This window comes from Limosilactobacillus sp. (genome assembly GCF_051873075.1).
Lineage (GTDB): Bacteria > Bacillota > Bacilli > Lactobacillales > Lactobacillaceae > Limosilactobacillus.
Map to the genome: position 1 here is coordinate 1 of NZ_JBJEEM010000077.1, position 24,678 is coordinate 24,678.

Here is a 24,678-nt window from a genome sequence, read left to right on the forward strand (position 1 = left end):
GTTTTATTTTAGTTAAAGTAAATTTCAACTTTGCATTAAATTATCTGGATCCAATCAGCTTCGGAATATCAAGTGCCTTAAGTCCTATCCCTACTATGGAGCCCTCCTACGCATTACAATAATTAAAGCCTCGTCAAAAAAGAGTTGTGATGCTAAGATATGACGTAATCAATTGATCGAACCGATACGGAAGAGTAAGTTTCAGTAAGCTATTCCAGAAAGCTGTCAACTAGTGGAAAGTTTTCCGCCGCTTCGAACCCCGCCCCGCTTATTATGTTGATTCCCGTTATTATTATGCTGGTATTCTCAACAAAAAACCGTGATATTTATAAAGGGTTACTAACTGGTCTTACTTTAGGAACGATTACCGGTTTGGTATTCCACCTATTTAATTTCAGTGCCGTCTTTGCAAACCATCTCTCAAAAAATGAGGCAACAGGATTTCTAATCAGCGGGATCAATGATATTCTCCCAACGATTGCCCTGGTTCTGTTTTTGGAATCATGGGAGTTTTGACGGATGCTGGAATGCTTGACTATATCGCTAATAAAATCCTATCCAGCAAAGCCGGCAAAACACAGCGAGGCGCCGAACTAATATCAATGCTAGGAATCAGTTTAGTAACAATCTTATTCGGCGGGGTAACGGGTGCTTCGATTCTGACGTTTGGTTCCGTTTTAAATAGGGTTGGTCATGCCAAGAATATCCATCCATACCGGCGTGCTAACCTACTTGATGGGACTGCGAACCGCTTGCCAGCGATATTCCTTTCCTAAGTGTATTTTTATTGGTTCCGCAATGACTCAGCTATCCCCGTAGTCGTAGCAGGCGGTACACTTTACGCCTTCACGTTATTTTTTACATTCGTGGTTGCCGTCTTGACTGGATGGGGCCGACGCATGGAAAACGCAAAACAAGCTGCTGAAAATGGCAAGCCAATGAAACGCTTTGGCGCAAGCAAAATTTAGGGATATGCATTATTAAAGTAAGCGTATTCTAAACCAATCAAGATTAGAAATAGCCCCTTAGGGTCGGCACTTCTAAATAGTAAAAGTGTCAACCTTAAGGAGCTTTCCATATGCTGTTTTAGTTGTTTGTTTTATTTTGGTTAAAGTAAATTCCAACTTTGCATTGTCGCTTATGGCCAAATAAAATACTCGGCGCTCCATTAAATTTCAGAACGCCGAGTACCTTAAATTAGTCGTTAATCATTAGCCCATTCGTGGTAGCGGTCCCCCACTAAGGAAACGTAGTAGTTCATGTAGGTCATCTGCTTGTAGGGTGTAATCCAGATGAAGCCGATCCCCGCCGTCAGGACACCGAGAATGTCCCAACCGAGGAAACTCAGCCGCAAAACAAATAATTCCCACTTATGGCCATCCATCAGCTGACGGCTCATTGTTACGTAGTCAAAGTAACTGTGGTCCGTATCCCCACCCTGTTCTTTAACGTCCTTATAAATGTAATAAGTCTGCGAGTAGGAAAACATCTTGATGATTCCCGGCACCACCAGAAGCAGTGTCCACAGGAAAAGCAGGACCCGTTGGATAACGTAGAGGACGAACACCGGCAGGATGTACTTCCCGGAGATGGTCTGGAAAGCCTTCTTGAATGGCTCCGCCGTCGGGGTCTTGGTCCGCACCCAATCAATAAGCGCAAAGTCAACACTGAGCAGTAAGTAGGTGGTGATCAAGTTGCCAATAAATGACTGTCCTGAGCTGGCATGCCCGTTAGTACCCGCCTCCGCTGAGAATTCACCCGGCAATTCGGCACCAATCTTGGTAAAGTAGTATGTCAGCCCGGCCAGTACTCCAGCGACGATAATCCCAGTAATGACCTGGAAGATCACTGGCACAATGTTCAGCTTGATCGCCGTCAACCAGTTGCCAGCGAGGAGTTCTCGCGCTTCTGCCTTTAATTGCTTTCTTGTCTTCATGTTTCCTATGCCAAATTCCCACTAACACTCGGTACCAGGAGTTCGTACACGTATGAAAGTTCTTGCGGACGATAAGCCCCGTGAAGGGTCCCCACCTTGGTAAAGCCGTTCTTGGTAATCACGTGTTGCATCACCTGGTTATTCTCGTTGGTGCTGATCCGGATGGACTTAACCTCTGGCCGGTGTTCTTCCAGGTAGTCCAGCATATGGATGAAGAGCTTTGAAGCATAGCCCTTCCCCGCGTGGTCAGAATGGATGGCCACGCGGTGGATAACGACGTAATTCTCCGTCTCCATCAGCCACTTCCCGTTCAGGTCATCGTAGAAATGATCAGGGGCATCGACAATGGAAAGAGTCCCCACCGTCTGATTATCGTTGGACTGGGCCAAGTAAGCATAGCCGTGCTCAATGTCTTCCTTGATGTGTTCGGCGTTTGGATAGTCGCCCTGCCACTGGTCAACGCCTCGCTCGGCCAACTGGTCACGCCCGTTACGCAGGATCGTTAAAATGGTATCCAAATCAGCCATCGTGGCCTTTTTCATTTTCATAATACTCACTCCTATCTGGTGCCAAACACCTAGATGACACCAGCCAAATTATTAATTCATCAAATATTATACATTAAACGGCTGAAAACAACCTTACTTTTAATGAAAAAAGACGGTCGCCTAAATTAAACCGTAGCGACCGTCAAGATCAAATCTGTTTAGTGCTTGTTGCCTTTTTTGGCAACTCGAGCAAGTTCCTTTTCTTCTGTTTCGGCGTAGTTGACCATCTTCAGGAAGTTATCAACATCAAGGCTGGCCCGGCCGATCAATACGCCATCGATGTCGGGCTTTGCCATGATCTCTTTAATGTTATCCGGATTAACACTGCCCCCATAGAGAATCCGAATCTTGTCGGCGATCTCATAGGTGTAGTTATCCGCAATCGTCCGCCGGATCATCCGGCAGCCTTCCTCGGCCAGCGCTGCATTGGCGTGCTGACCGACACCAACCGCCCAACTCGGCTCATAGGAGATAACGACCCGCTTGATCTGGTCCAAAGAGACCCCATGCAGGACGCTCATCAACTGTTGGAAGACGTAGTGAATCTCGCCGTTGACCTCTTTTTGCACCATCGTTTCATCTGTACAGATGATCGGGGTAATGTCCATCTGGAGGGCCGCCTTCACCTTCTTATTGACGGCCTCGTTGTTTTCACCGAAGAGGCGGCGGCGTTCAATGTGACCGAGCATCGCGTACGAAGCACCCAAGTCTTTGAGCCCGCGCAGGCTGATTTCACCGGTGTAGGGACCGGAGTATTCAGCGGCAGCATTTTGGGCAATGATCTTGAGACCAGATTTGCCGGCCGCCTGTTTCATGCTGTACAGTGAAAAAGCTTGCGGGGCGATCCCCACCTCAATCTTCTCCGGATCAGGTAACTTATCTTTAATCTCATTAACAAAGGCAACGGACTCCGCGACGCTCTTATGCATCTTCCAATTAGCCGCAATAAACGGTTTACGCATCATTGCTTCCCCCTCGCAGGTGTTTTATTTAAGTATGACATACTTTAGTTTGCCGGTCATGCTGTTTTTTCGCTTCTTGACCGATTATTAAGAAATAAACTACCAATATAATTATACCACTGTCCCGCCGCTCTCAGAAAGTTGGCGAAAAGTTCCGTCATAGATTACACAATCAAGCCAGCCTCAATTTTGACAATCTGCAAATTTAATGCTATCTTGTACTTGTAAAATATAAAACAACAGGAGCCAAAAATATGCGTAAAGAAATTCCGACATTAACAAACCAAACTACCAGCAAAGATTTTCTGCAATTGATAACCGATTCCTTCCAGTCCGTCGTCTTTGGCACCGTCGATCAAAACGGCAACCCGCATACTAATGTTGCCGACATTGAGCTCTACGACAACGGTCGGCTAATCTTTGCTACTACCTTTGAAAAGCCCTTCTATCAGCGTCTCAAATCCCACCCGCAGATTTCAATCACCGCTCTGCGGGGCGCGGAAACAATGACCAGCGTTGGGGTAACTTTAACTGGCATTGTTGAGGAAGTTGACCAATCCTACCTCGACCGCATCTTTTCAGCACATCCAGAAATGGCTAGAATTTCTGGTGAGAACTTTTCTGAACGGCGCGCGATCTTAAGGCCCTTTGCAATCACCCCATTAAGCGGGTCAGTTTATGACCTCCGTCAAAGTCCTATCTTTCAAAAATCCTTTAATTTTAACTAGGTAAGTGCAATGTATCAGATAAAAGAACGTCACCTAATCCGTAAGCACAAGAAGAACCTCCAAGCCGCCCACCTCATTAAGACTTACGAAAAAATCAAAGACGAACTTCTTACAATGCCGCTATCAAGGACGCACCATTTTGAGCTGCTAGAGAAACGCGTCCCACACCCGAATCTGTACTCTAAAAGAATCAGCCGCAGCAATCGCGTAGTTTATTCTGTTGACAAGGAAAACAAGATGGTTACTGTCTACAGCGCCTGGGGGCATTACGAAAGCGGCAACCAAAGCCTCATCCATCACCGCCTGTAATTCTTTAACCTAACCAAAACGGTCCCAATAGAATCAGCTTCGACAAATATCTGTTATGATAGAGGATGTGAAATCTCAATAATAGTGAGGAATCATCATGATTGGAACATATGTCAACGTCGCCGCGATCCTGATCGGTACCACCATCGGCTGCCTATTGAAGCGCGGTATCAACAAGAAATACGAGGATGCCCTTTTTACGGTGATGGGGCTCGCCGCCCTGGGGATTGGCCTCGAAAACGTCGTCAATAACCTGCCGAAAAGTCACTACCCGGTGCTCTTCATCGTCAGCCTGGCTCTCGGGACCCTCCTGGGAACCTGGTGGGATCTTGATCGTCGGTTTGACCACCTGATCAAGCGCTTCGGCGGCAAGTCGCAACTGGTCAAGGGGCTGGCCACCGGAATTCTCCTTTGCTGCATTGGGGCTCTTTCAATCGTCGGGCCGGTGATGGCGGCGGTCCGCCACGACGAAACGATGCTCCTCACCAACGCCACGCTGGACCTGGTGACGACCATCGTCTTCGGCGCCAGTTTCGGCTGGGGCATGCTCTTTTGTGCGCCAGCCCTGTTTTGCTGGCAGGGCGGCATCTACCTGGTCGCCAAGTACCTCTCGGCATCCTTCTTCACCGGTCCCCTGGTCACCGAGATCGCCATCGTCGGTGGCTTCTTGATTGCCTCCACTGGGCTCTCCCTCCTCAAGATCCGTGACATCAAGACGCTTAATATCTTGCCATCCCTGCTTGTCCCGATTGTCTTCTTTATTTTCCGGGATCTGACGGGGTTATTCTAAGATAATCAAAAAAGAGCAGTGATCCACTTTGCATGCGGATCACTGTTCTTTTCATATATAAATTAATCACCAGGCTTGTAGTCCTTATCGATAATCAACACCGGCTTAATGACCTTGCCGGATACTGAATCGGCGTTGGCCTGATTAATATCTTCAAGATCATAGAACTTCTTGGCCTTATCGAAGTCAAACATCTATTTTAAAGCAAGTGTTTTCGCTTACACTGTTATGCTAATATATCAACCCAAACTAATAGAATAATTAACGTTCAACTGGTGAATTTAGTTATTGTTAAATAAACATCATTTTGTCTATAGCGGTACCCGAACATTCACTTGGTGGCCATTAAAATGAATGATCACGGCCTGCTTGGGTTGGAGATCGACCATCATCGTCACCCCATCGACCCGCAGGCTCCGTGGCCCAGCATAGTAAATATCGAGGGGCCGCTTACGTAACCGTGCAATCGCCCGCAACATGTCCGCAGTAAACTTAGCCGGGTCAACGGTGGCGGGCAGCTCATTTAGCAAATCAATCATTGTTGTAGCCTTTGTCATCCCAATTTCTCCTTTTACCTAAGCCCGAATATCATGCTGGTAGGAAACCCTGCTCCGGCCATTGACCGAGCTAACCCGCAGCTGGTCTGGAATTTGCTCCTCCAGCTCGGTCACGTGACTGATGATTCCGATCATGCGATGACCCTCGAGTTCTTGCAGGGATCGAAGGGCATCGGCCAGGGCGGTCTGGTCCAGCGAGCCGAAACCCTCGTCGACGAATAAGGCGTCGATGCTGATCCCCCCGCTCTGCTCCTGGATGATCTGACAGAGGGCCAGAGCCAGGGCCAGGGAAGCCATAAAGCTCTCCCCACCGGAAAGGGTCCGGGCACTCCGCGTCTTGCCGGCATTGTCATCGTAAACGTTGACCTCCAGGCCGCTCCACTTAGCCCCGGCACCATGGCGGTCATTGGAGAGTTCGAACTGGTAACGGCCGTTGGTCAGCTGGGCAAGCTGGACGTTTGCCGCCGCGAGGACCTCCTGGAAATAGGACTGCAGGACATACCGCTCCAGACTAAGGTGGTTCTCCGTATTTCCAGTAACCACATCAGTCAGGGTCTGGAAGGAGGCCAGTTCTTTCTCCTGGTGTCCGCTGGCCTTGAGCAATTTTATCACCCGCTGCCGGCCATTCGTCAGGTGCTCTCGTTGGAGCTCATGCTGGGCCACAGCGTGTTGCAACTCGCGCAACGCCTGCTGGGCCATCTTCAAGGCGGACCGAGTCTTCTCAATATCTGGGGCCGGACGATCACCAATCTGGGCGGTCAGCCGTTGTACCTGCTGTTCATTATCATGGACTCGGGTCTGATAATCACGGATGGCTGCCTGCAGCTTTTTCAGTTGGGGAAGCTGTCCCTGTGCCTGATCCCAAAAATCCCAGCTCAAATCCGCACGATAGGCTTCAAGGGCCTTAGCTAACAATTTATGCCGGCGATACTGCTGTTCCTCCAGGGTTGCATGATCATCTTTAACCGTCATCAGGCTATGCTCCGTGACGGCTCGCTGCTGGGTAATCGCTTGCCGCTTTTGCGTGGCCGCTTGCAACTGGTCAGTAAATTCGGCAAACTGCCCTTGCAAGTCAGCCACCTGCCGTTTGATGGTGGCCTCGTCACCCAGCTCTTCCGGCAACTCCGCCTGCCGTGTCTGCAAAACTGCCTGATTTTTCGTCAATTCCTGCTGAGCGAGCCGCACCGCCTCACCATCCTGCTTCAGAGGTTCCTCCAGCTCGGCCGCCTGCTGTTTGAGCTTCTCCAGGGACTTTTGCTTTCGTGCAGCAGCGGTCTCTTTTTCCTGCAGATCGCGGCGGGCAGTCTGGAGTTCTTTCCCATACCGAGTGATTTGTCCTTCCCAGTCGCTTGGTAATTTGTCACTGTCCAGGAGCTGGGCCAGCTGGGTTTGGGCGGCGGCAACCTGGGTAGCCAAGTCCGTCAGTTGAGTCCGAACCTGCTTGGCCCGTTCTGCCAGCCGGCTCTGGGCGTCCCGGCTAGCCTGCAGGCGGTCACTAGCCTGCTGAAGTTTTTCATCACTCACCATTACCACTTCATCGGTAGCGTGTGCCGGGTGGGGATGGTCAAGTCCCCCGCAGACCGGACATGGGGATCCTGGCTTCAGTCTCGTTGCCAAGCGGGCAATCTGGTAGCGGGCGTCGGCGTCATTGAGGTCGGCCAATTGCTGGGTCTGGCATTCGACGGTGGCTGCCTGCTGTTTGAGTTTTGCGGCTAATTGGCCTTGCTGCTGAACGGCGGCCTGCTGAGCCGCACACTGCTCCAAAAGCGTCTTTTTAGCCGTTTGCAGGTCGGCGTAGTGACGCTGTCGCTGGTCGAGAGTCCGCCGAGTAGCTTCCAGGTCACCGTAAGCCGCCAATTGATCGGTTATCGCCGTAATCCGGCGACTCAGGTCAGCGGTCTGGCGCTGGTGAGCCTCCTGGTGTTCCTGCGCCGTGGTCAAGCGTTGCTGGTCCGTCTTAACCTGGGTTCGCAGCCGGTTAACGGTAGCAAATAATGGAAGCTTCTTACTCAGCTCATGGGCCTGGTCACGAAGTCCTTCCATTGCCGGTTGCTTAACCGTCAAAGCCTGGTAGTGCTGGTCACTATCCTTAAGCTGGCCATTGAGTTTCTCCAACTGGTTTGCCAGCCTGGTGAGCTGCTTTTGCTGGTCCGCCTGCTGCCGTTCACCGTCCTGCCACTGCTGGTAGGCAACCTGGTGATCCTGGAACCATTGCAGATCCGCCAATTGGGCCTGATCCTTTACAACCTGGTCCTTTTGCACGGCCAATTCTTGGGCAGCCTGTTTAACCGTCACCAACGCGGTCAGCCAGCGTTGCAAATCTTGCTCATCGTGAAGCTGCTTAGTGACCGAATTGACCTGCTTCTGTTGGTCGGCTGTCCGTTGATTCAGCGCGGTCAGGTCACGTTGCAGGTCGGCCAATTGGCTTTCGACCGCTGTCAGCCACTCATCATTGCTGAGTCCGGCGTCCACCGTGGTTACTCCCTCCTTGGCTGCCTGAAGCTTATTTGCCTGGTCCACCAAGTCCCGCTTGCGTTTTGCCAACTGGTCCTTCAGCCGCTGGGCCCACTGGTCGTAGACGGTGGTGTTAAACAGGTCGCGAAGCAGTTCTTCCTTCGTGTTACTGTCGGAATCCAGGAACTGACGGAACTTCCCCTGCGGCAGTAAGACGATCTGGCGGAACTGGTCCCGGGTCAGGTTGAGCAGGTCGGTAATGAAGGCATCGGCCTCCTTAATCTTGGTGATCGCTTGCGGCCGGTCACTCTCCAGAGGATAAATCAGCTCGACCGACTGGTTATGCTCCACCGGCCGGCCCCGGTGTCCAATTAGGATCTGCTTGGGGCGCCGGGTCACCTGATAGGTCTGCCCCTGGTGCGTGAAGGTGAAGGTCACCCTGGTTTCCTGGTCAGGGGCAGCAAAGTCCGAGCGTAAGGCCGCCGCTGGCCGTTGCTCACTGGTGGTCTTGCCAAAGAGGGCGTAGCACATCGCGTCAAAGATGGTGGTCTTCCCCGCGCCGGTGTTGCCGGCTACCAAGAACAGCGGCCGCTTGTCAAACTCATTGAAGTCGATCACGGTCTGTTCGTAGGGGCCAAAATTTTGCAGTTCAATTTTTACTGGTCGCATTATTCTTCCTCCCCCTTGATAGCAGTTAGGGCATTGGCAGCCCACTTGGCTTGCTGGTCGGTCATATCGATCCCCATGGTTTGCTGGTAAAAGTCCGCCAATAATTCTGTCGGTGACTGCTGCCGGCGCGTCTGGGGGTGGTCGAAGTCAATCTGGCGGGCCTCATGCGTCCGGTGCAGGCTGACGATCTTCGGATAGCGTTCACGAAGCTTATTGAGAACGTCCGGAATACGCTCGTGGTCTGTTAGTTCAACATCGTAAAAATCATCCCGCGGCTGCTGGGGGCTGTTTGCTACCAGGTCCGCAAACGTGCCCTTGATCTTATGAATGTCATGGGCAGGGCGAAGTGGCACCCACTCAGCGTTAAAAGGCACGGTGTCGATAATCCAAACTCCCTTTTCCTGACCAGCCTCGGACACGGAGAACTTCATTGGCGAGCCGCTGTAGCGTATCCGATCAGCACGGAGGGCATTGCGGTTGTGGAGGTGGCCCAGGGCAACGTAATCAAACGGGGCCAGGGTCGTCGTCGCCACGGCACTCAGCCCCCCAACCTCAATGGTGGTCTCCGAGTCCGCCGTCCGTTCGCTCCCCGCCGCAAAGAAGTGAGCTACCAGGACATGGTGCAGGGCGGGCGTGAAGTTTTTCTGCATCTCCCCAACGATCCGCTCCATTGCGTCGTTAACGTTGTGAATCTTGTCATCCCCAAAGTAATTCCGCACCGCTTGAATCCCGAAGTAGGGCAGCAGGAAAAACTCCGTGTCCCCGACAGTCACCGGGCGAAAGGCGTCCGTTAGGGTGGTATTCAGGTAAAAGGACTCGTTGACAAACCAATCGGCTCCAGTTCCAAGTCGGGTAGCAGAATCATGGTTCCCGCTGATCGCCAGGATTGGCAAATGATCGACCAGGTTCAACTGGACCAATTCCTGGTTAAGCTGGTGGACCGCCGCCTCACTGGGAATGCTCCGGTCATAGAGGTCCCCGGCGATCACCACCCCATCCACCTGCTTGTCCTGGGCGATGCCCTCAATTTGTTCAAAAACATTTTGCTGGTCAGCTAGCAGGTCAAAGCCATTCAAATTCTTGCCGACATGCCAATCGGCGGTGTGCAGAAAACGCATCACGATCGCTCCTTCTTCTTTGATAATTCCATTATAGGCAAAGCCGCTCGCCGAAGCCAAGCTGAAGCAATTCACGTTAACAAAATAAAAAACATTTACCTCCTCTTCATCCAGAGCAGGCAAATGCTTTTAATCAGCTTAGCTTAATTGGTTTGCTGTTCCATATTAGTCAGCTGTTTTTTCAGCGCCGCCGCTTGCAGTTCCACTACGACATTCCCATTGAAGCGGGCAAAGGTCAGGGCCTCCGTGAGTAACTCCACGACCCGGTAGGATGGCGTCCCCGCCTGCAGAGCGTTATTGGCCGCCAACAGCTTGGTCCGCGGCATCAAGAAGGTCTCACAACGGGCCGCGCAAAGCTGAGTAACCCGTTGAATGAGCTGAGTGCTTCTATCCAATCGTGCGCGCAGGGCCTGGTACTCGGCATCATAGTACATCAACATCACCAATCGGTTGTACTGGATAGTATTCAACCGCCGTAAGTGCTGGGGACTAGCGGCCTGCTGGTCAAGGTACTTGCTTACCTTCGTAAAGAAGAACTCGGCGTCCCCCAGCCGGTTCTTACGAGCATACAGGATCCCAAAGCCCAAATAGGCGAGCTGGGCAAAGACCGTTTCATGCTGTTCATCCAGTTTATCTAAGATCTGCGTAAAATCAAAGGTCGTCGTGGCTGTCTGCTTGTTGGTCAGGGTATCCAGCATCCCCTTTAAGTAGTAGTACTGCATCTGACGTTTGGGTTCGGGAAGGGTTGCTACTTCCACTTTTGCCAGCTCGCGGATGGCAGCCGGGAAGCGCTCGGCAATCAGCAACAGTTCGACCTGGTTCAACGGGTGTTCGAGCTTGGGCTGGGTCGTAACCTGCTGATCACTCAGCTCCCCGATTGTCATCCCCAGGCGTTCGCAAAGCTGGCTGAGGATTTTGATCGACGGTACCCGGCCCTGGTTCTCAAACTTGCTCAGGGTTGACTGCGTACAGATCCCCGTACACAGCTTCGTCTGCGAGATCCCTAATTGTTTACGTCGGCGAACAAATTGCTGAATGTCCATTCATTATCCCTTTCCTTTACGCGTGCAACCCCAGCGCGATCTTGGCAAACCGGCTCATCCGGTCAATGCTCCACGCCGGTTCCCAAACCAATTCGATTTTACAGTCGTTAACCCCATCGACCGAGGTAACGGCCTCGGCGATCGCGTCATTTAGGAAATCGGTTAACGGGCAGCCCATCGTCGTCAGGGTCATCGTCACTGTACAATGGCCGTCATCATCGACTCGGACATCATAAATCAGGCCCAGGTTCACCAGGTCAATGCCGAGCTCGGGGTCAATCACCCGCTCTAGGGCGCCCATCACACTATCTTCCGTTGGCGTATGTTGTCTTTCTTCTGCCATCATGATCCCTCCTATTAACCAATGGAGCCTTCCATCTCAAAGCTGATCAGCCGGTTCAATTCCACCGCATACTCCATCGGCAACTGCTTAGTGAACGGCTCCACGAAGCCCATGATGATCATTTCGGTAGCCTTGGCTTCAGAAATGCCCCGACTCATCAAGTAGTAGAGCTGTTCCTCAGAAATCTTGGAGACCTTGGCCTCGTGTTCCATCGCCACGTGTGCATTATCGATCTCATTGTACGGAATCGTATCCGATGATGATTTATCGTCCATGATAATAGTATCACATTCGACGTGGGCCTTGGAACCATCAGAGTGCTTACCAAAGCGGACCGTGCCCCGGTAATCGGTCGAACCCCCGGTCTTGGCAATCGACTTGGAAACGATCGAGCTCGACGTGTTCTTAGCGTTATGGATCATCCGGGCACCTGAGTCCTGGTGAATCCCGTTGCTAGCCACCGCGATGGAGAGCATCGTGCCCCGGGCCCCCTCACCGTTGAGGTAGACACTCGGGTACTTCATCGTTACCTTGGAGCCCAGGTTACCGTCGACCCACTCCATCGTCGCGTTTTCGGCCGCTGCGGCCCGCTTGGTCTCCAGGCTGTAGACGTTGTCCGACCAGTTTTGGATGGTAGTGTATCGACAGTAAGCATCCTTGCAGACGTTGACCTCGACGACCGCCGCATGCAGACTATCTGAGGAGTAGTTTGGCGCCGTGCACCCTTCAACGTAGTCCACGCTGGCACCCTCGTCGACAATGATCAAGGTCCGCTCAAACTGACCAGTATTTTCGGCGTTCAGACGGAAGTAAGACTGGATCGGCGTCTTCGTCTTAACACCCTTAGGTACGTAGATAAAGGAACCCCCTGACCAGACTGCCGCATTTAAGGCCGCAAACTTATTATCAGTCGGTTGCACCAGCTTGCCAAACCATTTTTTAAAGAGGTCCGGGTATTCACGCAGGGCCGTATCGGTATCGGTGAAGATAATGCCGAGCTTGGCAAATTCCTTCTTCATGTTGTGATAGACCACTTCCGACTCGTACTGGGCCGAAGAACCGGCCAAGTATTTCCGCTCTGCCTCGGGAACCCCCAGGCGGTCAAAGGTCCGCTTCAGGTCTTCCGGAACATCCTTCCAGTCCCGGAACTTCTTGTCGGTCATTTTCTGGTAGTACAGCATGTTCTTCAAGTCCAGCTTGGACAGGTCCGGACCGAATTTCGGCATCGGTAGTTTCTTGTAAATCTGATATGCCTTCAGCCGGTAGTCCAGCATCCACTGAGGTTCATGCTTGGCCGCCGAAATTTGCCGGACAACTTCTTCGGTCAGGCCCCGACCAGTCGAGTAGACCGGCTTCACGTCGTCGTGAAAACCGTATTCGTAATTTTCATCGCCATTGACGATGCTTGCTGCGTCATCGCTCATTGCTTTTCCTCCTCATCGTCGTTTTTTAACAGCGCCCGTTGCAGGGCCCACCAGGAAATTGTGGCACACTTGATTCGGGCAGGGAATTCCATAATGCTGGTCAGGATCTGCGCATCCCCCAGCTGGTCCAGGTCGGCTTGAGAGTGCTGCTTGCCAATTGCCATATCCGAAAAAGTCTTGGCCATCGCTAGGGCAGCTTCAACCGTCTTTCCCTTAACGGCCTCAGTCATCATGCTGGCCGAGGCCTGGCTAATCGTACAGCCGGACCCGGTATAGCCGATATTTTCAATGCGGCCGTCTTTCACGTCCACCGCCACGTTGATGGTATCGCCGCAGGTTGGGTTGTGAACGGTCATCTTATTGGTTGCGTCTGCAATGTCGTGCTTGTTGTGCGGGTGATTGGCATGATCCAAGATCACTTCACGGTACAAGCCGTTTAATTTAGATAGTCCCACCGTCAAAGAACTCCTTTGTTGCCTTAATGGCATTAATCAATTGGTCTGCATCCTGCTTCGTGTTATAGAAATAAAAGCTGGCCCGGGAAGTGGCACTCACGCCGAGCGCCTCCATCAGCGGCTGGGCGCAGTGGTGACCAGCCCGTACCGCGACTCCCTCGGCATCAAGGGCCGTGGCCACATCATGAGGATGAAGGTTGTCCATGTTAAAGGCAATCACACCCGTGTGCTCTTGCGGATCTTGCGGGCCGTAAACCGTCACATACGGCAGTGCTTCGAGCTTTGGTAAGACATAGTCAACCAATTGCTGTTCCATCGCCGCGATTTTATCCATACCGATCTTTTCGAGGTAGTCAACCGCCGTGCCCAGGGCAATTGCCCCTGCAATGTTCTGCGTTCCCGCTTCAAACTTGAATGGGACGTCAGCGAATTCCGTCTGATAACGATGAACCGCGCTGATCATCTCGCCGCCATACTGGTAAGGCGGCATTTGGCGAAGCAGGTCCAGCTTGCCGTACAGCACGCCGATCCCGGTCGGTCCCATCATCTTGTGACCCGAGAAGGCGTAGAAGTCAACATCCAGGTCCTGGACGTCTACTGGCATGTGCGGGGTCGACTGGGCCCCATCGCCAACGAGAACCGCCCCGTGCTGATGGGCTAGTTTAGCCAGTTCCTTGAGCGGATTAACCGTTCCCAAGACGTTGCTGGCATGGGCAATAGCAACGATCTTGGTCTTGTCCGTGATCTTCTGCCGGGCGTCGGCCATGTCGAGGGTGCCGTCCGGGGTTAACCCGATATACTTAAGCGTCGCGTGCTTCTTGATCGCCAGCTGTTGCCAGGGAATCAGGTTGCTGTGGTGCTCCATGATGGAGATCACGATCTCATCACCGGCTTTAATATTTTGCTCACCGTAAGTGGCAGCCACCAGGTTCAATCCATCGGTGCACCCCTTGGTGAAGATAATCTCCCGGGAATCGGCTGCGTTGATGAAGTGCTGAAGCTTCTGCCTAGCCTCTTCGTATTCACTCGTTGCTCGTTCCGCCAGGGTGTGAACACCCCGGTGAACGTTAGCGTTATCGTGTTCATAGAAGTCGACCAGCCGTTGCACCACCTGGCGCGGCTTCTGGGCCGTTGCCGCATTGTCTAAATAGGCAAGTCGTTCACCGTTCACCCGTTGGTCTAAAATGGGAAAATCAGCGGTGTAATCATTGATATTGTTGGCCATCAGTAAGCTTCCTTTCCAAAATGTCCACCAGCTTCTGCCGTACATCGGCCGCCGGAATAGCGCTCAGGACAGCACCTAAGAAGCCCCGGATAACCATCCGTTCCGCCTGCTTGCGCGGAATTCCCCGACTCATCAGGTAGTACATCTGGTGCGGGTCAACTGGGCCGACACTAGCGGCGTGCCCCGCTTCCACATCATTTTCGTCGATCAGAAGGATTGGGTTGGCATCCCCACGGGCCTGGTCGGACATAATCAGAACCCGGTTTTGTTGATCAGCCTTGGCACCATGTGCACCATGGATGATCTGCCCGATCCCATTAAAGATCAGTTCGGAGTTCTCCAGGATAACCCCCCGCTGGTTAATCAGCCCGGTGGTGTGCTTCCCGTGGTTCGTCACCCGGTTGTTGACCCCGACTTCCTGCTGGCGGGTGGTGACCGCAATCATCTTTGAATTTGCGTAGCCCCCCTCGCCGAGCAGCTCGGAATCCATATCACCAACCGTATCGCCATCGTTCATCAAGCCGACCGCCCATTCAACGTGCGCGTCACGGCCAATGTCGGCCCGACGCTTGAAGTAGGTATGGGTTTGAGCACCGAATTCATCCAGGGATGAGAAGTCAATCTCACTGTTGTCCCGGGCAATCAGTTCGATCATCATGTTGGCGGGATTGGATTGCTCGCCAACCGTGGTCAGGTGTTGGATGAACTTGACCTCGCTTCCCCGGTCGGCAATCACCAGGATATGGGAGATTAACGGTTCTGCTTGTGTGTTATCCTGAACCAACTCAGCCTCAATCGGCTTCTCAATCACCACGTTCTTCGGCACGTATAAAAACAGGCCCGCATTAAGGTAGGCAAGGTGATAGGCCGTGAGTAGGTTTTCGTCAGCCTTGATTGCCGTCATGAAGTAACGATTGAAGAGGTCGCTGTGCTCCCTTGCCGCCGTGAAAATGTCAGTCAGGATGACACCGGCCGCACGCAGCTTTTCGGGAATGTGGATATTAACCGTAGTCTGGCCAACCTGGGTGACCCGGATCACTTCATCGTCCGGGGCCAGTTGCTCCAAGTCGGTCGCTGATTCAACCCAGCGGAGGGGCCGATCAGCAATCAGCGGCCAATCATGAAACTTGAACCGCTGCATCCGTGGCAGCCGCAACTTTTCCATCAGCTCGCGAGCAGCTAAACGCCGTTCCAAAAGCTGGGCGGGCTCATTGTTCTGCCGGCTGGCCTGGGTCAGCTGTTCCTTTGCGTTTGCTAAATCAGTCATCTCAACGCCTCCTAGTCCTCATCGTCAACTAGTTTGATGTCCAAGCCTAATTCATCGCGCAGGCCGGCGTACCCTTCGTCTTCCAGCTTCTTGGCCAGTTCAGGACCCCCGGTCTTAACGATCCGCCCGTCCATCATCACGTGAACAGTATCCGGCACGATGTAATTAAGCAACCGTTGGTAGTGCGTAATGATCAGGGAGCCAAAGTTATCGCCGCGCATGGAGTTCACACCCTTGGAAACCACCTTGAGAGCATCGATATCCAGCCCTGAGTCAATCTCATCAAGAATGGCAAAGGTCGGCTCGATCATCAGCAACTGTAAAATTTCGTTCCGCTTCTTCTCACCGCCGGAGAAGCCTTCGTTAAGGTAACGCTCCGTCATCTTCTGGCCCATGTCCAAGAGAGCAAGGTTCTTATCCAATTTCTTGATGAAGTCCATTACCGAGATCTGATCATCCTCCGGGCGGCGGGCGTTAATGGCAGCCCGCAGGAATTCGGCGTTGGTAACCCCCTGGATCTCGGCTGGGTACTGCATTGCCAGAAAGAGTCCCTTCCGTGCTCGTTCGTCAACCGGCATGTCAATGATGCTCTCCCCATTTAAAAGGATGTCCCCCTGGGTGATGTTGTAACCGGGACGGCCCATGATGGTCTGGGAAAGGGTTGACTTCCCGGTCCCGTTTGGCCCCATGATGGCGTGGATCTCGCCCGTTTGCATCTTCAGGTTAACGCCCTTCAGAATTTCCTTTTCCTTCTTGCTTTCTTCATCCTTTACTGAAACGTGTAGATCACGCACTTCAAGTGTGGCCATTTGTTAAGCATCCCCTTAATTAATATTCCAAAATATTCTTAGTTCATTATCGCAAAAAAGCGAACACTCATATTATAAACCGGATATTATCAAAAATAAACTTTACATTTGATTGTTTTTTAAGCGCTTCCGCTGGAGTATAATATAACCATATTAACCCTGCTTTTATATAATTTTGGAATAATGAATGTGAGGCACCTAATATGATTAATCAATACACACTGCACTCATTTGACTGTCTCAACCAAGCCACCGCGAGTCGTCTCCATAACATGGGGCTGTGCGAGGGCTGCCCGATCAAAGTCATCCAGCGCTATCCTTTTCACGGCCCGATCATAATTGAAAATAATCACCAGCGGATTGGCATTCGCTACCGTGACTTTGCTGCGTTAACGGGGGCGAATCTCTAATGGTAGACGTCGCATTAATTGGCAATCCGAATACCGGTAAGACTACCCTATTTAATTCTCTCACCGACAAGTACGCCTTCGTGGGGAACTGGACAGGGGTTACGGTCGAACAAAAGGTGGGAACCCTAAAGAAAACGGACATCCAGATCACCGATCTCCCCGGCACCTACTCCCTTAATCCAATCACCAAGGATGAAGCCGTAGTCGCCAAGTACCTATTAAATAACCGTCCTAACCTCGTCCTAAACATCGCCAACGCTAGCCAGCTAAAGCGGAACCTTTTACTAACAATCGAGGTCCTAGAGCGGGGGCTGCCGACGATCCTGATCCTTAACATGATCGATGACTTGCACCGCAGCGGCCTGTCATACGACCTCAAAGTGATCAGCCAGCGCCTCGGCTGCCCGGTGACCACCACTAACGCCCGTGGGCATCAGGGGATCCAAGCCTTGCGTCAACAAATCATCGACTACCAGGACGTCTCAGCGCCGACCCTCCAGCTCGCCTACCCGTCAGCCGTTAAGCAGGCAATCGAGCAAGCAACCGCTAAACTCTGCACCGACTATCGCTATGACCAGCAGACGGCCCGGTGGCTAGCCATCAACTTTATCGACCATAGCCGAGCCATTCGCGAGTATGCCAAGCAGAAAAATCTGACTCCCCTGCTCAGCCAGGCTGGCTATTACGATGCCCAAAAGTTCAGCCAGCAGATTTATGAAACCCGCCTGAACTTCATCGAGCAATTGCTGGACACGGCTACCACATCAGCTGTTCAAAATGAACCAGAGATTACCAACCGCATCGATCGGATCGTGACCAACCCGATCCTTGGATTGCCGATCTTTGCTGGAATATTTTACCTGATGTTTAAGCTCTCCTTCGAATGGGTCGGTTCTCCCCTCTCGGATTGGCTCAACTGGTTCCTCTCAGTGCCGGTTTCAAACGCGGCCAATCACTTTCTGCTGGAGGTGGGGGCTATTGCTCCGCTTCGTTCCCTCGTGGTGAACGGGCTCATTGCCGGGGTGGGCGGCGTGCTAGCCTTTATTCCTCAAATATTTACCTTGTTTGCCTGCATCTCCCTGCTGGAAGATTCGGGGTATATGGCCCGAGCCGCTCTGGTCACTGACCGGCTCATGCAGATGATCGGCCTCAACGGCAAGTCATTCATCCCCTTGATCATTGGTTTTGGCTGCAACGTCACCGGAATCATGGCTGCGCGCACCATTGAGCAACCCAAAGAGCGGCTCGTCACCACCCTGATCATGCCCTTCATGAGCTGTTCTGCCCGCCTGCCGATCTACGGGATCATCGTCGCGGCCTTTTTCCCGCACCACCAAGCCCTGATTGTCCTTTCAATCTATTTTCTCGGCATTCTGGTGGCCCTGCTGGTCGCCAAGCTCTACCAGCTCCTCTTCCACGTCAAGGAACGCTCGGTCTTCATCGTCGAGCTGCCGGAGTACCATCTGCCCCGGCTCGACATCATCTGGCACGGCACCTGGGATAAGGGGAAAGGCTTTATCAAGAAAGCCGGGACCATCATCTTTGCCGGCACCGTCCTCATTTGGTTACTTTCAAGCTTTGGTCCCAGCGGTTTCGTGACCGACTCCACCAAGAGCTTTGCCGCCGTGCTGGGTCACGGCCTTGTGCCATTCTTCCGCCCAATCGGCATTGGACAATGGCAGGCCATCAGTGCCCTCTTCACCGGGGTACTCGCCAAGGAAGTCATCACTTCCAGCATGATGGTCATGTTTCATACCAGTAGTCAGGCCGTCCTGGTTGCTTCCCTAGGCCAGTTCATGACTCCGGTGGCTGCCTATGCCATGATGGCCTTCATCCTTCTCTACATCCCCTGCTTCGCCACCCTGGCCACCATTCGTGAAGAGACGGGGTCCAGCAAGTGGCTGTTCTTCTCCGTGGGGATGGGCTTGGTCATCGCTTACGTAACTTCATTCTTGATTTTCCAAATCGGTTCATTAATCTTTTAGGAGGTTTTCCTAGTGAAACTTATTTTCAACGTCCTTGTTATCCTGATCATTATTGCCCTGGCAATCGCCATCATCATTCGCGCCTTCCATCGGGTTAAGGTCGGGGGCCGGTGTGCCGCCTGCGATTACGACTGCGAACTAAAGAAGCTGAAGACTCAACACGATCAGGCCATTCATTAGGACATCATTCATTCGATATATATTTAAAATGCCCGCCAGGCACTAGATGAATTTCCGTTTCATCTGAATGCTTGGCGGGCATTTCGTTTTATTCAGTACTTTTTGAGTTACTTAACTGCTTCCTGTTCGGCCAGCTTCTTCTTCGCGGTAGCCATCATCAGGCGAATCCGGTTGAGCTGGTTAACAACTGAGGCACCCGGATCGTAATCGATTGGCATCAGGTTAGCACCCTTGTATTCGTGCCGCAGCTCCTTAAGCATCCCCTTGCCGACAATGTGGTTCGGCAAACACCCGAACGGCTGCATGCAGACGATGTTGTCGACACCGGAGCGAAGAAGCTCAACCATCTCACCAGGCAGGAACCAGCCTTCACCGGTCATGTTACCGAGGGAGAGCACCGGCTTAGCACCGGCGACCACTTCGTCCCACGGGGTGATCCCCTCAAAGTGTTCAGAGGCCCGCAGTGCTTCATCCATCGGTTTCTCGGCCTGGCGGATCAGCTTCAAGAGAACCGCCGCAAAGAGTTGTGAGCTCTTCTTGGCGCCTAAGTGCTGGTGCCGGTAGACTTGGTTGTACAATGAGTAATTCATGAAGCCGACGATGTCTGGAACCACGGCCTCAGCACCCTCGGCTTCCAGGGTGCCGACAATATCGTTATTGGCAATCGGCGAGTACTTGACCAGGATTTCGCCGACCACCCCGACCCGTGGCTTAACAATATCGCGCACTGGCAAGGTATCAAAGTCGTGGACGATTGCCCAGACGTTGCGCTTGAATTCCTTGAAGCTCCCGTTCTCTACGTTTGGCCGGACCCGCTCCAGCCAGTCGGCATAAAGGGCGTTGGTGGCGCCCTTCTCCACCTCGTACGGCCGGGTATGGTAGACCAGGCGCTCGAAGAGGTCCCCATACAGGAAGGCGATGGCGGCCCGCTTGATGAGTGGCAGGGTAAAGCTGAAGCCTGGCGTTGTCTCAACCCCTTGGTTCCCCAGCGAAATTGAAACCACCGGTACCTGGGCGAAGCCGGCATCCTTCAATGCCTTCCGGATCAGCGGAACGTAATTGGTTGCCCGGCAACCCCCACCGGTCTGACTCATCATTACGGCGGTGTGGTCCAGGTCGTACTTGCCGCTCTGTAATGCTTCGATCATCTGTCCAATCGAGATGATCGCTGGATAACAGGCATCGTTGTTCACGTAACGGGTCCCGACATCGACCGAGCGCCGGTCCTTGATTGGCAAGTTGACCACGTTATAACCGGACGCACGCAGGGCCACGTCAACCAGGTTGTGCTGGTGGATTGGTGACAGCATCGGCAAGAGTAGGGTGTACTTTTCCTTCTTCATTTCCTTGGTGAACTTCACTGGGACAGGGTTGTCGTAAAGCTTCTCCGGATGGATTTGCTTCTCGGTCCGTTCCTGGATGGCGGCCTTCAGTGACCGGATCCGGATTCGAATAGCCCCCAGGTTATCCCCTTCGTCGATCTTCAGACAGGTGTACAGCCGGTTGTACTGGTTCATGATTTCTTCGACCTGGTCGGTATCGATGGCATCAAGCCCACAGCCGAACGAGTTCAGCTGGACAAATTCCAGTTCCGGGGTCTTGGCCGCGATCCGGGCCGCTGCGTACAGGCGGGAGTGGTAGGACCATTGGTTAACTACCCGCAGACCCTTGACGTCTCCCAGGTGGGCTATCGAATCCTCGGTCAGCACATGGAACCCAGCGGCCGCGATCATCTGAGAAATCCCGTGGTTGATCATCGGATCAAGGTGGTAAGGACGACCCGCCAGAACTACCCCGTGCTCACCAGTCTGCTTCAGCATCATCAGGGTATCTTCACCCCAATTATGAATCTTCTGGTGGAAGTTAGCCAATTCTTGGTAACCGGCCTCTAGGGCATCCTGGACCTCACGCTTAGTGACGCCCAGGTCCTTAAAGCACTCGTACAGGTTTTCCGCCGTTGACTTATGGTCCGCTAAGTTCAGGAATGGGTCCCGGTAGTCTACCTCGCCGTTGCGAATTTCGTCGACGTTGTTCCGAATTACTTCGGGATAGGACTGAACGATCGGGCAGTTGAAGTGGTTGTTGGCCGCCTTCTTCTCCTGCAATTCGTAGACGATGGCCGGGTAGAAGATCCGGTCAACGTGCCGGTTGGCGATCAGTGCCATGATGTGGCCGTGGACGTTCTTAGCTGGATAGCAGACCGTATCAGACGGAATAGTTTCCATTCCCTTCTCGTACTGTTTCTTGCTGCCCCGTGGCGAGAGGATCGTTCGGAAACCGAGTTCTTTGAAGAAGGTGGCCCACAGCGGGTAATCCTCGTACATGTTCAGGACCCGGGGCAGCCCAATCGTCCCGTGCTTAGCCAACTTGCTACGCAGCGGCCGGTACTTGAAGAGTTCTTTGTACTTTCGCTCAACCAGGTTAACCTTCCCATTGTTCCGGGGACGTTCGCCATGCATCCGCAGGGCGCGCGCCTCACCCCGTTCACAACGGTTACCGGTAACAAACTTGCGTCCATCGTTGAAAATCGTCAACGTCAGCTCACAATTGTTGGCACAGCCACCACAGTGCATGTACTCCTTCTTAAAGGACAGTTGGGCCATCTCATCAAGGGACAGGAGGCTGGTGTGGTCACCGGCTTTGTAATTGTGTTCGGCAATCAAGGCGGCACCATAGGCCCCCATCAGCCCGGCGATGTTCGGCCGGATCACGTCAACGCCAGCGATCTTCTCAAACGCCCGCAAAACGGCATCGTTATAGAAGGTTCCCCCTTGGCAGACGATGTGGCGGCCGAGTTCATCGGCACTGCGCATCTTAATCACCTTGAACAGGGCGTTCTTGATGATAGAGAAGGACAGCCCCGCGGAAATGTCGCCGATCGTGGCCCCTTCTTTTTGAACCTGCTTAACTTTAGAGTTCATAAACACGGTACACCGGGAACCGAGGTCGGCGGGATGTTTGGCCAGTAGCGCCGCCTGGGCGAAGTCTCGAATATTGTACTTCAACCCGCTGGCAAAGGTTTCGAGAAACGAGCCGCAACCGGACGAGCAGGCCTCGTTCAGCTTAATATCAGCGAGCGCCCCGTTTTTGACGGTCATCGCCTTCATGTCCTGGCCACCGATATCGAGGATGAAGTCGACGTCGGGCTGGAAGTAGTGGGCGGCCTGGTAGTGGGCAACGGTTTCGACCTCGCCCAGGTCCACATTGAGGGCATTCTTGATCAGGTGCTCCCCGTAACCGGTGACACAGGCCTTGCCGATTCTAACGTCGTCTGGCATCTGCTGGCTCAGGTCGCGCAGCATCTGCTTGGTCTTCTCCAGCGGATCACCATCATTGTTGTCATATTCAGTAAACAGCAACCGGTGATCGGCAGACATCAAGACAATCTTAGTCGTCGTCGACCCGGCATCGATCCCCAAGAATGCGGTTCCGTGGTAGTTAGCCAGGTCACCGCTTTCGACCCGGTCCTTGGCGTGGCGCTGGCGGAAAGCGGCGAGTTCGTCCTCGTTATTAAAGAGCGGGTCTAAAGAGTGGGACGGAGACAGGACGGAGGCATCACCGTTCTCCAAACGATCCAGCAGGATGTCCAGGGACAGCTTGGGCTGGTCGCTAGCGTATAATGCGGCCCCCTGGGCGACGAAAAGCTGTGGATTTTCTGGGAAGATCACTTCATCATCCGTCAAATGGAGAGTTTCGATGAAGCGGTAGCGGAGCTGGTCCATGAAGTACAGTGGACCACCTAAGAAGGCCACGTGGCCCTTGATCTTGTGCCCAGCGGCCAAGCCAGAGATGGTTTGGTTAACCACCGCCTGGAAGATACTTGCGGCGATGTCTTCCTTGCGGGCACCGTCGTTGATCAACGGCTGGACGTCCGTTTTGGCAAAGACCCCGCACCGACTGGCGATCGGGTAAATCTTTTGGGCATTATGTGCCAGCTTATTCAAGCCATCGGCATCCGTATCCAGCAGGACCGCCATCTGGTCGATAAAGGCCCCGGTCCCCCCGGCACAAGTCCCGTTCATTCGTTGCTCCAGGGAATCGCCGAAGAAGGTGATCTTGGCATCCTCACCACCAAGTTCAATGGCGACGTCGGTTTCGGGGATCAGCTGCTCGACAGTCTTGGTACAGGCAATCACTTCTTGGACAAACTTCAGCTGCAAGAGGTTAGCAAGGCCCATTCCACCAGACCCAGTGATCGTAAAGGAAATTGGTGTTTCACCACCCAGCTCCGCGATCGCTTCCTTAATCACTCGTTTACTGGCAGCCTTCACGTCGGCGAAGTGCCGCTCATAGCGGGAGAAAAGGGTTTGATGGTCCGCGTCCATTACGACCAGCTTGACCGTCGTTGAACCAACATCAATACCACCAAAGAGTTGCTTTTCCATATTTAATATCCTCCCTTTTCCAACAGTGTGTATAGTAATATAATGATTCTAAAACTACTAACTTTCAATCAGCAGATTTTCACGATCCGTTTGTTAAACAACAAATACCGACATTGTGTTGGATTAGTTTTTATTCGGGAGGCATTAAAATCACACTTCGAGAGGACATGCGCGTTAAGCGAACCAAGCAGAACATTATCCACGCGTTTATTGAACTAACCAAGGAAAAAAACATCAGTGCCATCACGGTCCAGGAAATCGCCCAGAAGGCAATGATCAACCGGGCTACCTTTTACGCCCACTACCGGGATAAGCAGGACCTTTACCAGCACATCTTCAACCAGGTGATCGGCCTGTTTGCCCCCCTGCGCAACCCGCGGCTCTTTCTCAACCGCCAGATCATGTTTTCCGACCTTGAAAAGACGATCACGGCCGTGCTTAAGGACTGTAATCAAAACCGGGACTTGATCCTGTTCATCATTGACGACACCCCCGCCTACAAGCTGCAGGAACAGTTGCGTCCCGTCCTGGCCGCCAACATCGCCCCGATCTTGGACAAGGTGGGCATTAACCGGAACAGTGCCATCCCGGCCGACCTGGTAATCACCTACATCATCGCAATGTTCACCAGTGTGATTGCATGGTGGCTTCACAACGGTGCCGCCGGGCGAATCAGTGAGCACCAGCTGGCTCACACCCTGGTTCAGCTGGCCCTGGAAGGCCATATGAAGGTCTTGGGCTTTGAGCCGAAGTTCTAAGCCCCCTAACCACTGATTAAAATTCGGCGCAAACAAAAAACAGCTCACATCTGAGATATGAGCTGTTTTCATTTACTAAAAATAAAAAGGGCGGTATGTGGGATTTGAACCCACGCGTGCCGGACCCACAAACCGGTGTGTTAACCAAACTTCACCAATACCGCCAATAAATTCAATTCAGGCAATAAATGCCAATGGAGAATAACGGAATCGAACCGATGACCTCCTGCTTGCAAAGCAGGTGCTCTCCCAGCTGAGCTAATTCCCCAAAAGTGACCCGTGCGGGATTTGAACCCACGATACCAGCGTGAAAGGCTGGTGTC

20 protein-coding genes, 2 tRNA genes and 1 pseudogene are annotated in these 24,678 nt (G+C 52.7%); 6 read left to right on the top strand and 17 right to left on the bottom strand.

The genetic code is table 11. The annotated features are described in order from the left end of the window. Positions 1–1,204: 1,204 nt before the first annotated feature. From ACI31J_RS07640 to tpiA, 3 genes are all read right to left on the bottom strand, one after another. On the bottom strand, positions 1,205–1,936 hold the full coding sequence (locus ACI31J_RS07640) for a DUF975 family protein (RefSeq protein ID WP_439773828.1): 732 nt from the start codon (positions 1,934–1,936) through the stop codon (positions 1,205–1,207). A gap of 5 nt (positions 1,937–1,941) precedes the next feature. Then, positions 1,942–2,484 (bottom strand): GNAT family N-acetyltransferase, encoded by a 543-nt coding sequence (locus tag ACI31J_RS07645; protein WP_439773829.1) that lies wholly within the window; start codon positions 2,482–2,484, stop codon positions 1,942–1,944. A 158-nt stretch (positions 2,485–2,642) separates the two neighbouring features. Further along, positions 2,643–3,446, bottom strand: coding sequence for a triose-phosphate isomerase (gene tpiA / locus ACI31J_RS07650; protein WP_439773830.1), 804 nt, complete (start codon positions 3,444–3,446; stop codon positions 2,643–2,645). 254 nt (positions 3,447–3,700) lie between these two features. On the opposite strand from tpiA, the gene ACI31J_RS07655 reads away from it, so the two are divergent. Together ACI31J_RS07655 and ACI31J_RS07660 are read left to right on the top strand one after the other, a co-directional pair. Next, the gene (locus ACI31J_RS07655) at positions 3,701–4,174 is read left to right on the top strand and encodes a pyridoxamine 5'-phosphate oxidase family protein (protein WP_439773831.1); all 474 of its coding nucleotides are present in this window, start codon (positions 3,701–3,703) and stop codon (positions 4,172–4,174) included. Between the two features lie 406 nt (positions 4,175–4,580). Further along, positions 4,581–5,273, top strand: coding sequence for a DUF554 domain-containing protein (locus tag ACI31J_RS07660; protein WP_439773832.1), 693 nt, complete (start codon positions 4,581–4,583; stop codon positions 5,271–5,273). 62 nt (positions 5,274–5,335) lie between these two features. Here the strand turns inward: ACI31J_RS07660 and ACI31J_RS07665 are convergent. The 11 genes and pseudogenes from ACI31J_RS07665 to sufC all read right to left on the bottom strand — a co-directional run. Further along, a pseudogene (locus ACI31J_RS07665) lies at positions 5,336–5,467 on the bottom strand (NAD(P)-dependent alcohol dehydrogenase); the annotation flags it as partial. A gap of 117 nt (positions 5,468–5,584) precedes the next feature. Then, on the bottom strand, positions 5,585–5,830 hold the full coding sequence (locus tag ACI31J_RS07670; protein WP_439773833.1) for a hypothetical protein: 246 nt from the start codon (positions 5,828–5,830) through the stop codon (positions 5,585–5,587). A gap of 18 nt (positions 5,831–5,848) precedes the next feature. Further along, entirely contained in the window at positions 5,849–8,953 is a 3,105-nt protein-coding gene (locus tag ACI31J_RS07675; RefSeq protein WP_439773834.1) for an AAA family ATPase, read from the bottom strand. Continuing rightward, entirely contained in the window at positions 8,953–10,071 is a 1,119-nt protein-coding gene (locus tag ACI31J_RS07680) for an exonuclease SbcCD subunit D (RefSeq protein ID WP_439773835.1), read from the bottom strand. Before ACI31J_RS07680 ends, ACI31J_RS07675 begins: the two co-directional genes overlap by 1 nt. Positions 10,072–10,214: 143 nt before the next feature. Beyond that, positions 10,215–11,114 carry a helix-turn-helix domain-containing protein gene (locus tag ACI31J_RS07685; RefSeq protein WP_439773836.1) on the bottom strand — a complete coding sequence of 300 codons (900 nt, stop codon included), beginning with the start codon at positions 11,112–11,114 and terminating at the stop codon, positions 10,215–10,217. A gap of 16 nt (positions 11,115–11,130) precedes the next feature. Next, positions 11,131–11,457: a metal-sulfur cluster assembly factor gene (locus ACI31J_RS07690; RefSeq protein WP_439773837.1), complete on the bottom strand. Its 327-nt coding sequence runs from the start codon at positions 11,455–11,457 to the stop codon at positions 11,131–11,133. Between the two features lie 14 nt (positions 11,458–11,471). Beyond that, complete coding sequence (sufB, locus tag ACI31J_RS07695) at positions 11,472–12,881, bottom strand: Fe-S cluster assembly protein SufB (protein ID WP_439773838.1); 1,410 nt, start codon at positions 12,879–12,881, stop codon at positions 11,472–11,474. Beyond that, positions 12,878–13,336 (bottom strand): Fe-S cluster assembly sulfur transfer protein SufU, encoded by a 459-nt coding sequence (sufU, locus tag ACI31J_RS07700; RefSeq protein WP_439773839.1) that lies wholly within the window; start codon positions 13,334–13,336, stop codon positions 12,878–12,880. The genes sufB and sufU overlap by 4 nt, the downstream gene beginning before the upstream one ends. After that, positions 13,323–14,561, bottom strand: coding sequence for a cysteine desulfurase (locus tag ACI31J_RS07705; RefSeq protein WP_439773840.1), 1,239 nt, complete (start codon positions 14,559–14,561; stop codon positions 13,323–13,325). Before ACI31J_RS07705 ends, sufU begins: the two co-directional genes overlap by 14 nt. After that, a complete protein-coding gene (gene sufD / locus ACI31J_RS07710) occupies positions 14,542–15,828 on the bottom strand; it encodes a Fe-S cluster assembly protein SufD (RefSeq protein WP_439773841.1) in 1,287 nt (428 codons plus the stop codon). The genes ACI31J_RS07705 and sufD overlap by 20 nt, the downstream gene beginning before the upstream one ends. Before the next feature lie 11 nt (positions 15,829–15,839). Next, positions 15,840–16,637: a Fe-S cluster assembly ATPase SufC gene (gene sufC / locus ACI31J_RS07715; RefSeq protein WP_439773842.1), complete on the bottom strand. Its 798-nt coding sequence runs from the start codon at positions 16,635–16,637 to the stop codon at positions 15,840–15,842. Positions 16,638–16,840: 203 nt separating this feature from the next. On the opposite strand from sufC, the gene ACI31J_RS07720 reads away from it, so the two are divergent. From ACI31J_RS07720 to ACI31J_RS07730, 3 genes are read left to right on the top strand one after another with little or no spacing between them, the layout of a single operon-like run. Continuing rightward, positions 16,841–17,047 carry a FeoA family protein gene (locus ACI31J_RS07720; protein ID WP_439773843.1) on the top strand — a complete coding sequence of 69 codons (207 nt, stop codon included), beginning with the start codon at positions 16,841–16,843 and terminating at the stop codon, positions 17,045–17,047. Next, positions 17,047–19,032: a ferrous iron transport protein B gene (gene feoB / locus ACI31J_RS07725; RefSeq protein WP_439773844.1), complete on the top strand. Its 1,986-nt coding sequence runs from the start codon at positions 17,047–17,049 to the stop codon at positions 19,030–19,032. Before ACI31J_RS07720 ends, feoB begins: the two co-directional genes overlap by 1 nt. A gap of 12 nt (positions 19,033–19,044) precedes the next feature. Beyond that, a complete protein-coding gene (locus ACI31J_RS07730) occupies positions 19,045–19,212 on the top strand; it encodes a FeoB-associated Cys-rich membrane protein (protein ID WP_439773845.1) in 168 nt (55 codons plus the stop codon). A gap of 107 nt (positions 19,213–19,319) precedes the next feature. Here ACI31J_RS07730 and ACI31J_RS07735 read toward each other — a convergent pair whose 3' ends face one another. Then, positions 19,320–23,597, bottom strand: a complete 4,278-nt coding sequence (locus ACI31J_RS07735; protein ID WP_439773846.1) for an acyl-CoA dehydratase activase-related protein — start codon at positions 23,595–23,597, stop codon at positions 19,320–19,322. 167 nt (positions 23,598–23,764) lie between these two features. Here ACI31J_RS07735 and ACI31J_RS07740 point away from each other — a divergent pair, with 167 nt between their 5' ends. Next, positions 23,765–24,355 (top strand): TetR/AcrR family transcriptional regulator, encoded by a 591-nt coding sequence (locus ACI31J_RS07740; protein WP_439773847.1) that lies wholly within the window; start codon positions 23,765–23,767, stop codon positions 24,353–24,355. A gap of 89 nt (positions 24,356–24,444) precedes the next feature. On the opposite strand, the gene ACI31J_RS07745 is transcribed toward ACI31J_RS07740, so the two are convergent. Then, positions 24,445–24,519, bottom strand: a tRNA-His gene (locus ACI31J_RS07745). Between the two features lie 31 nt (positions 24,520–24,550). Continuing rightward, positions 24,551–24,623, bottom strand: a tRNA-Ala gene (locus ACI31J_RS07750). Positions 24,624–24,678 lie beyond the last annotated feature (55 nt).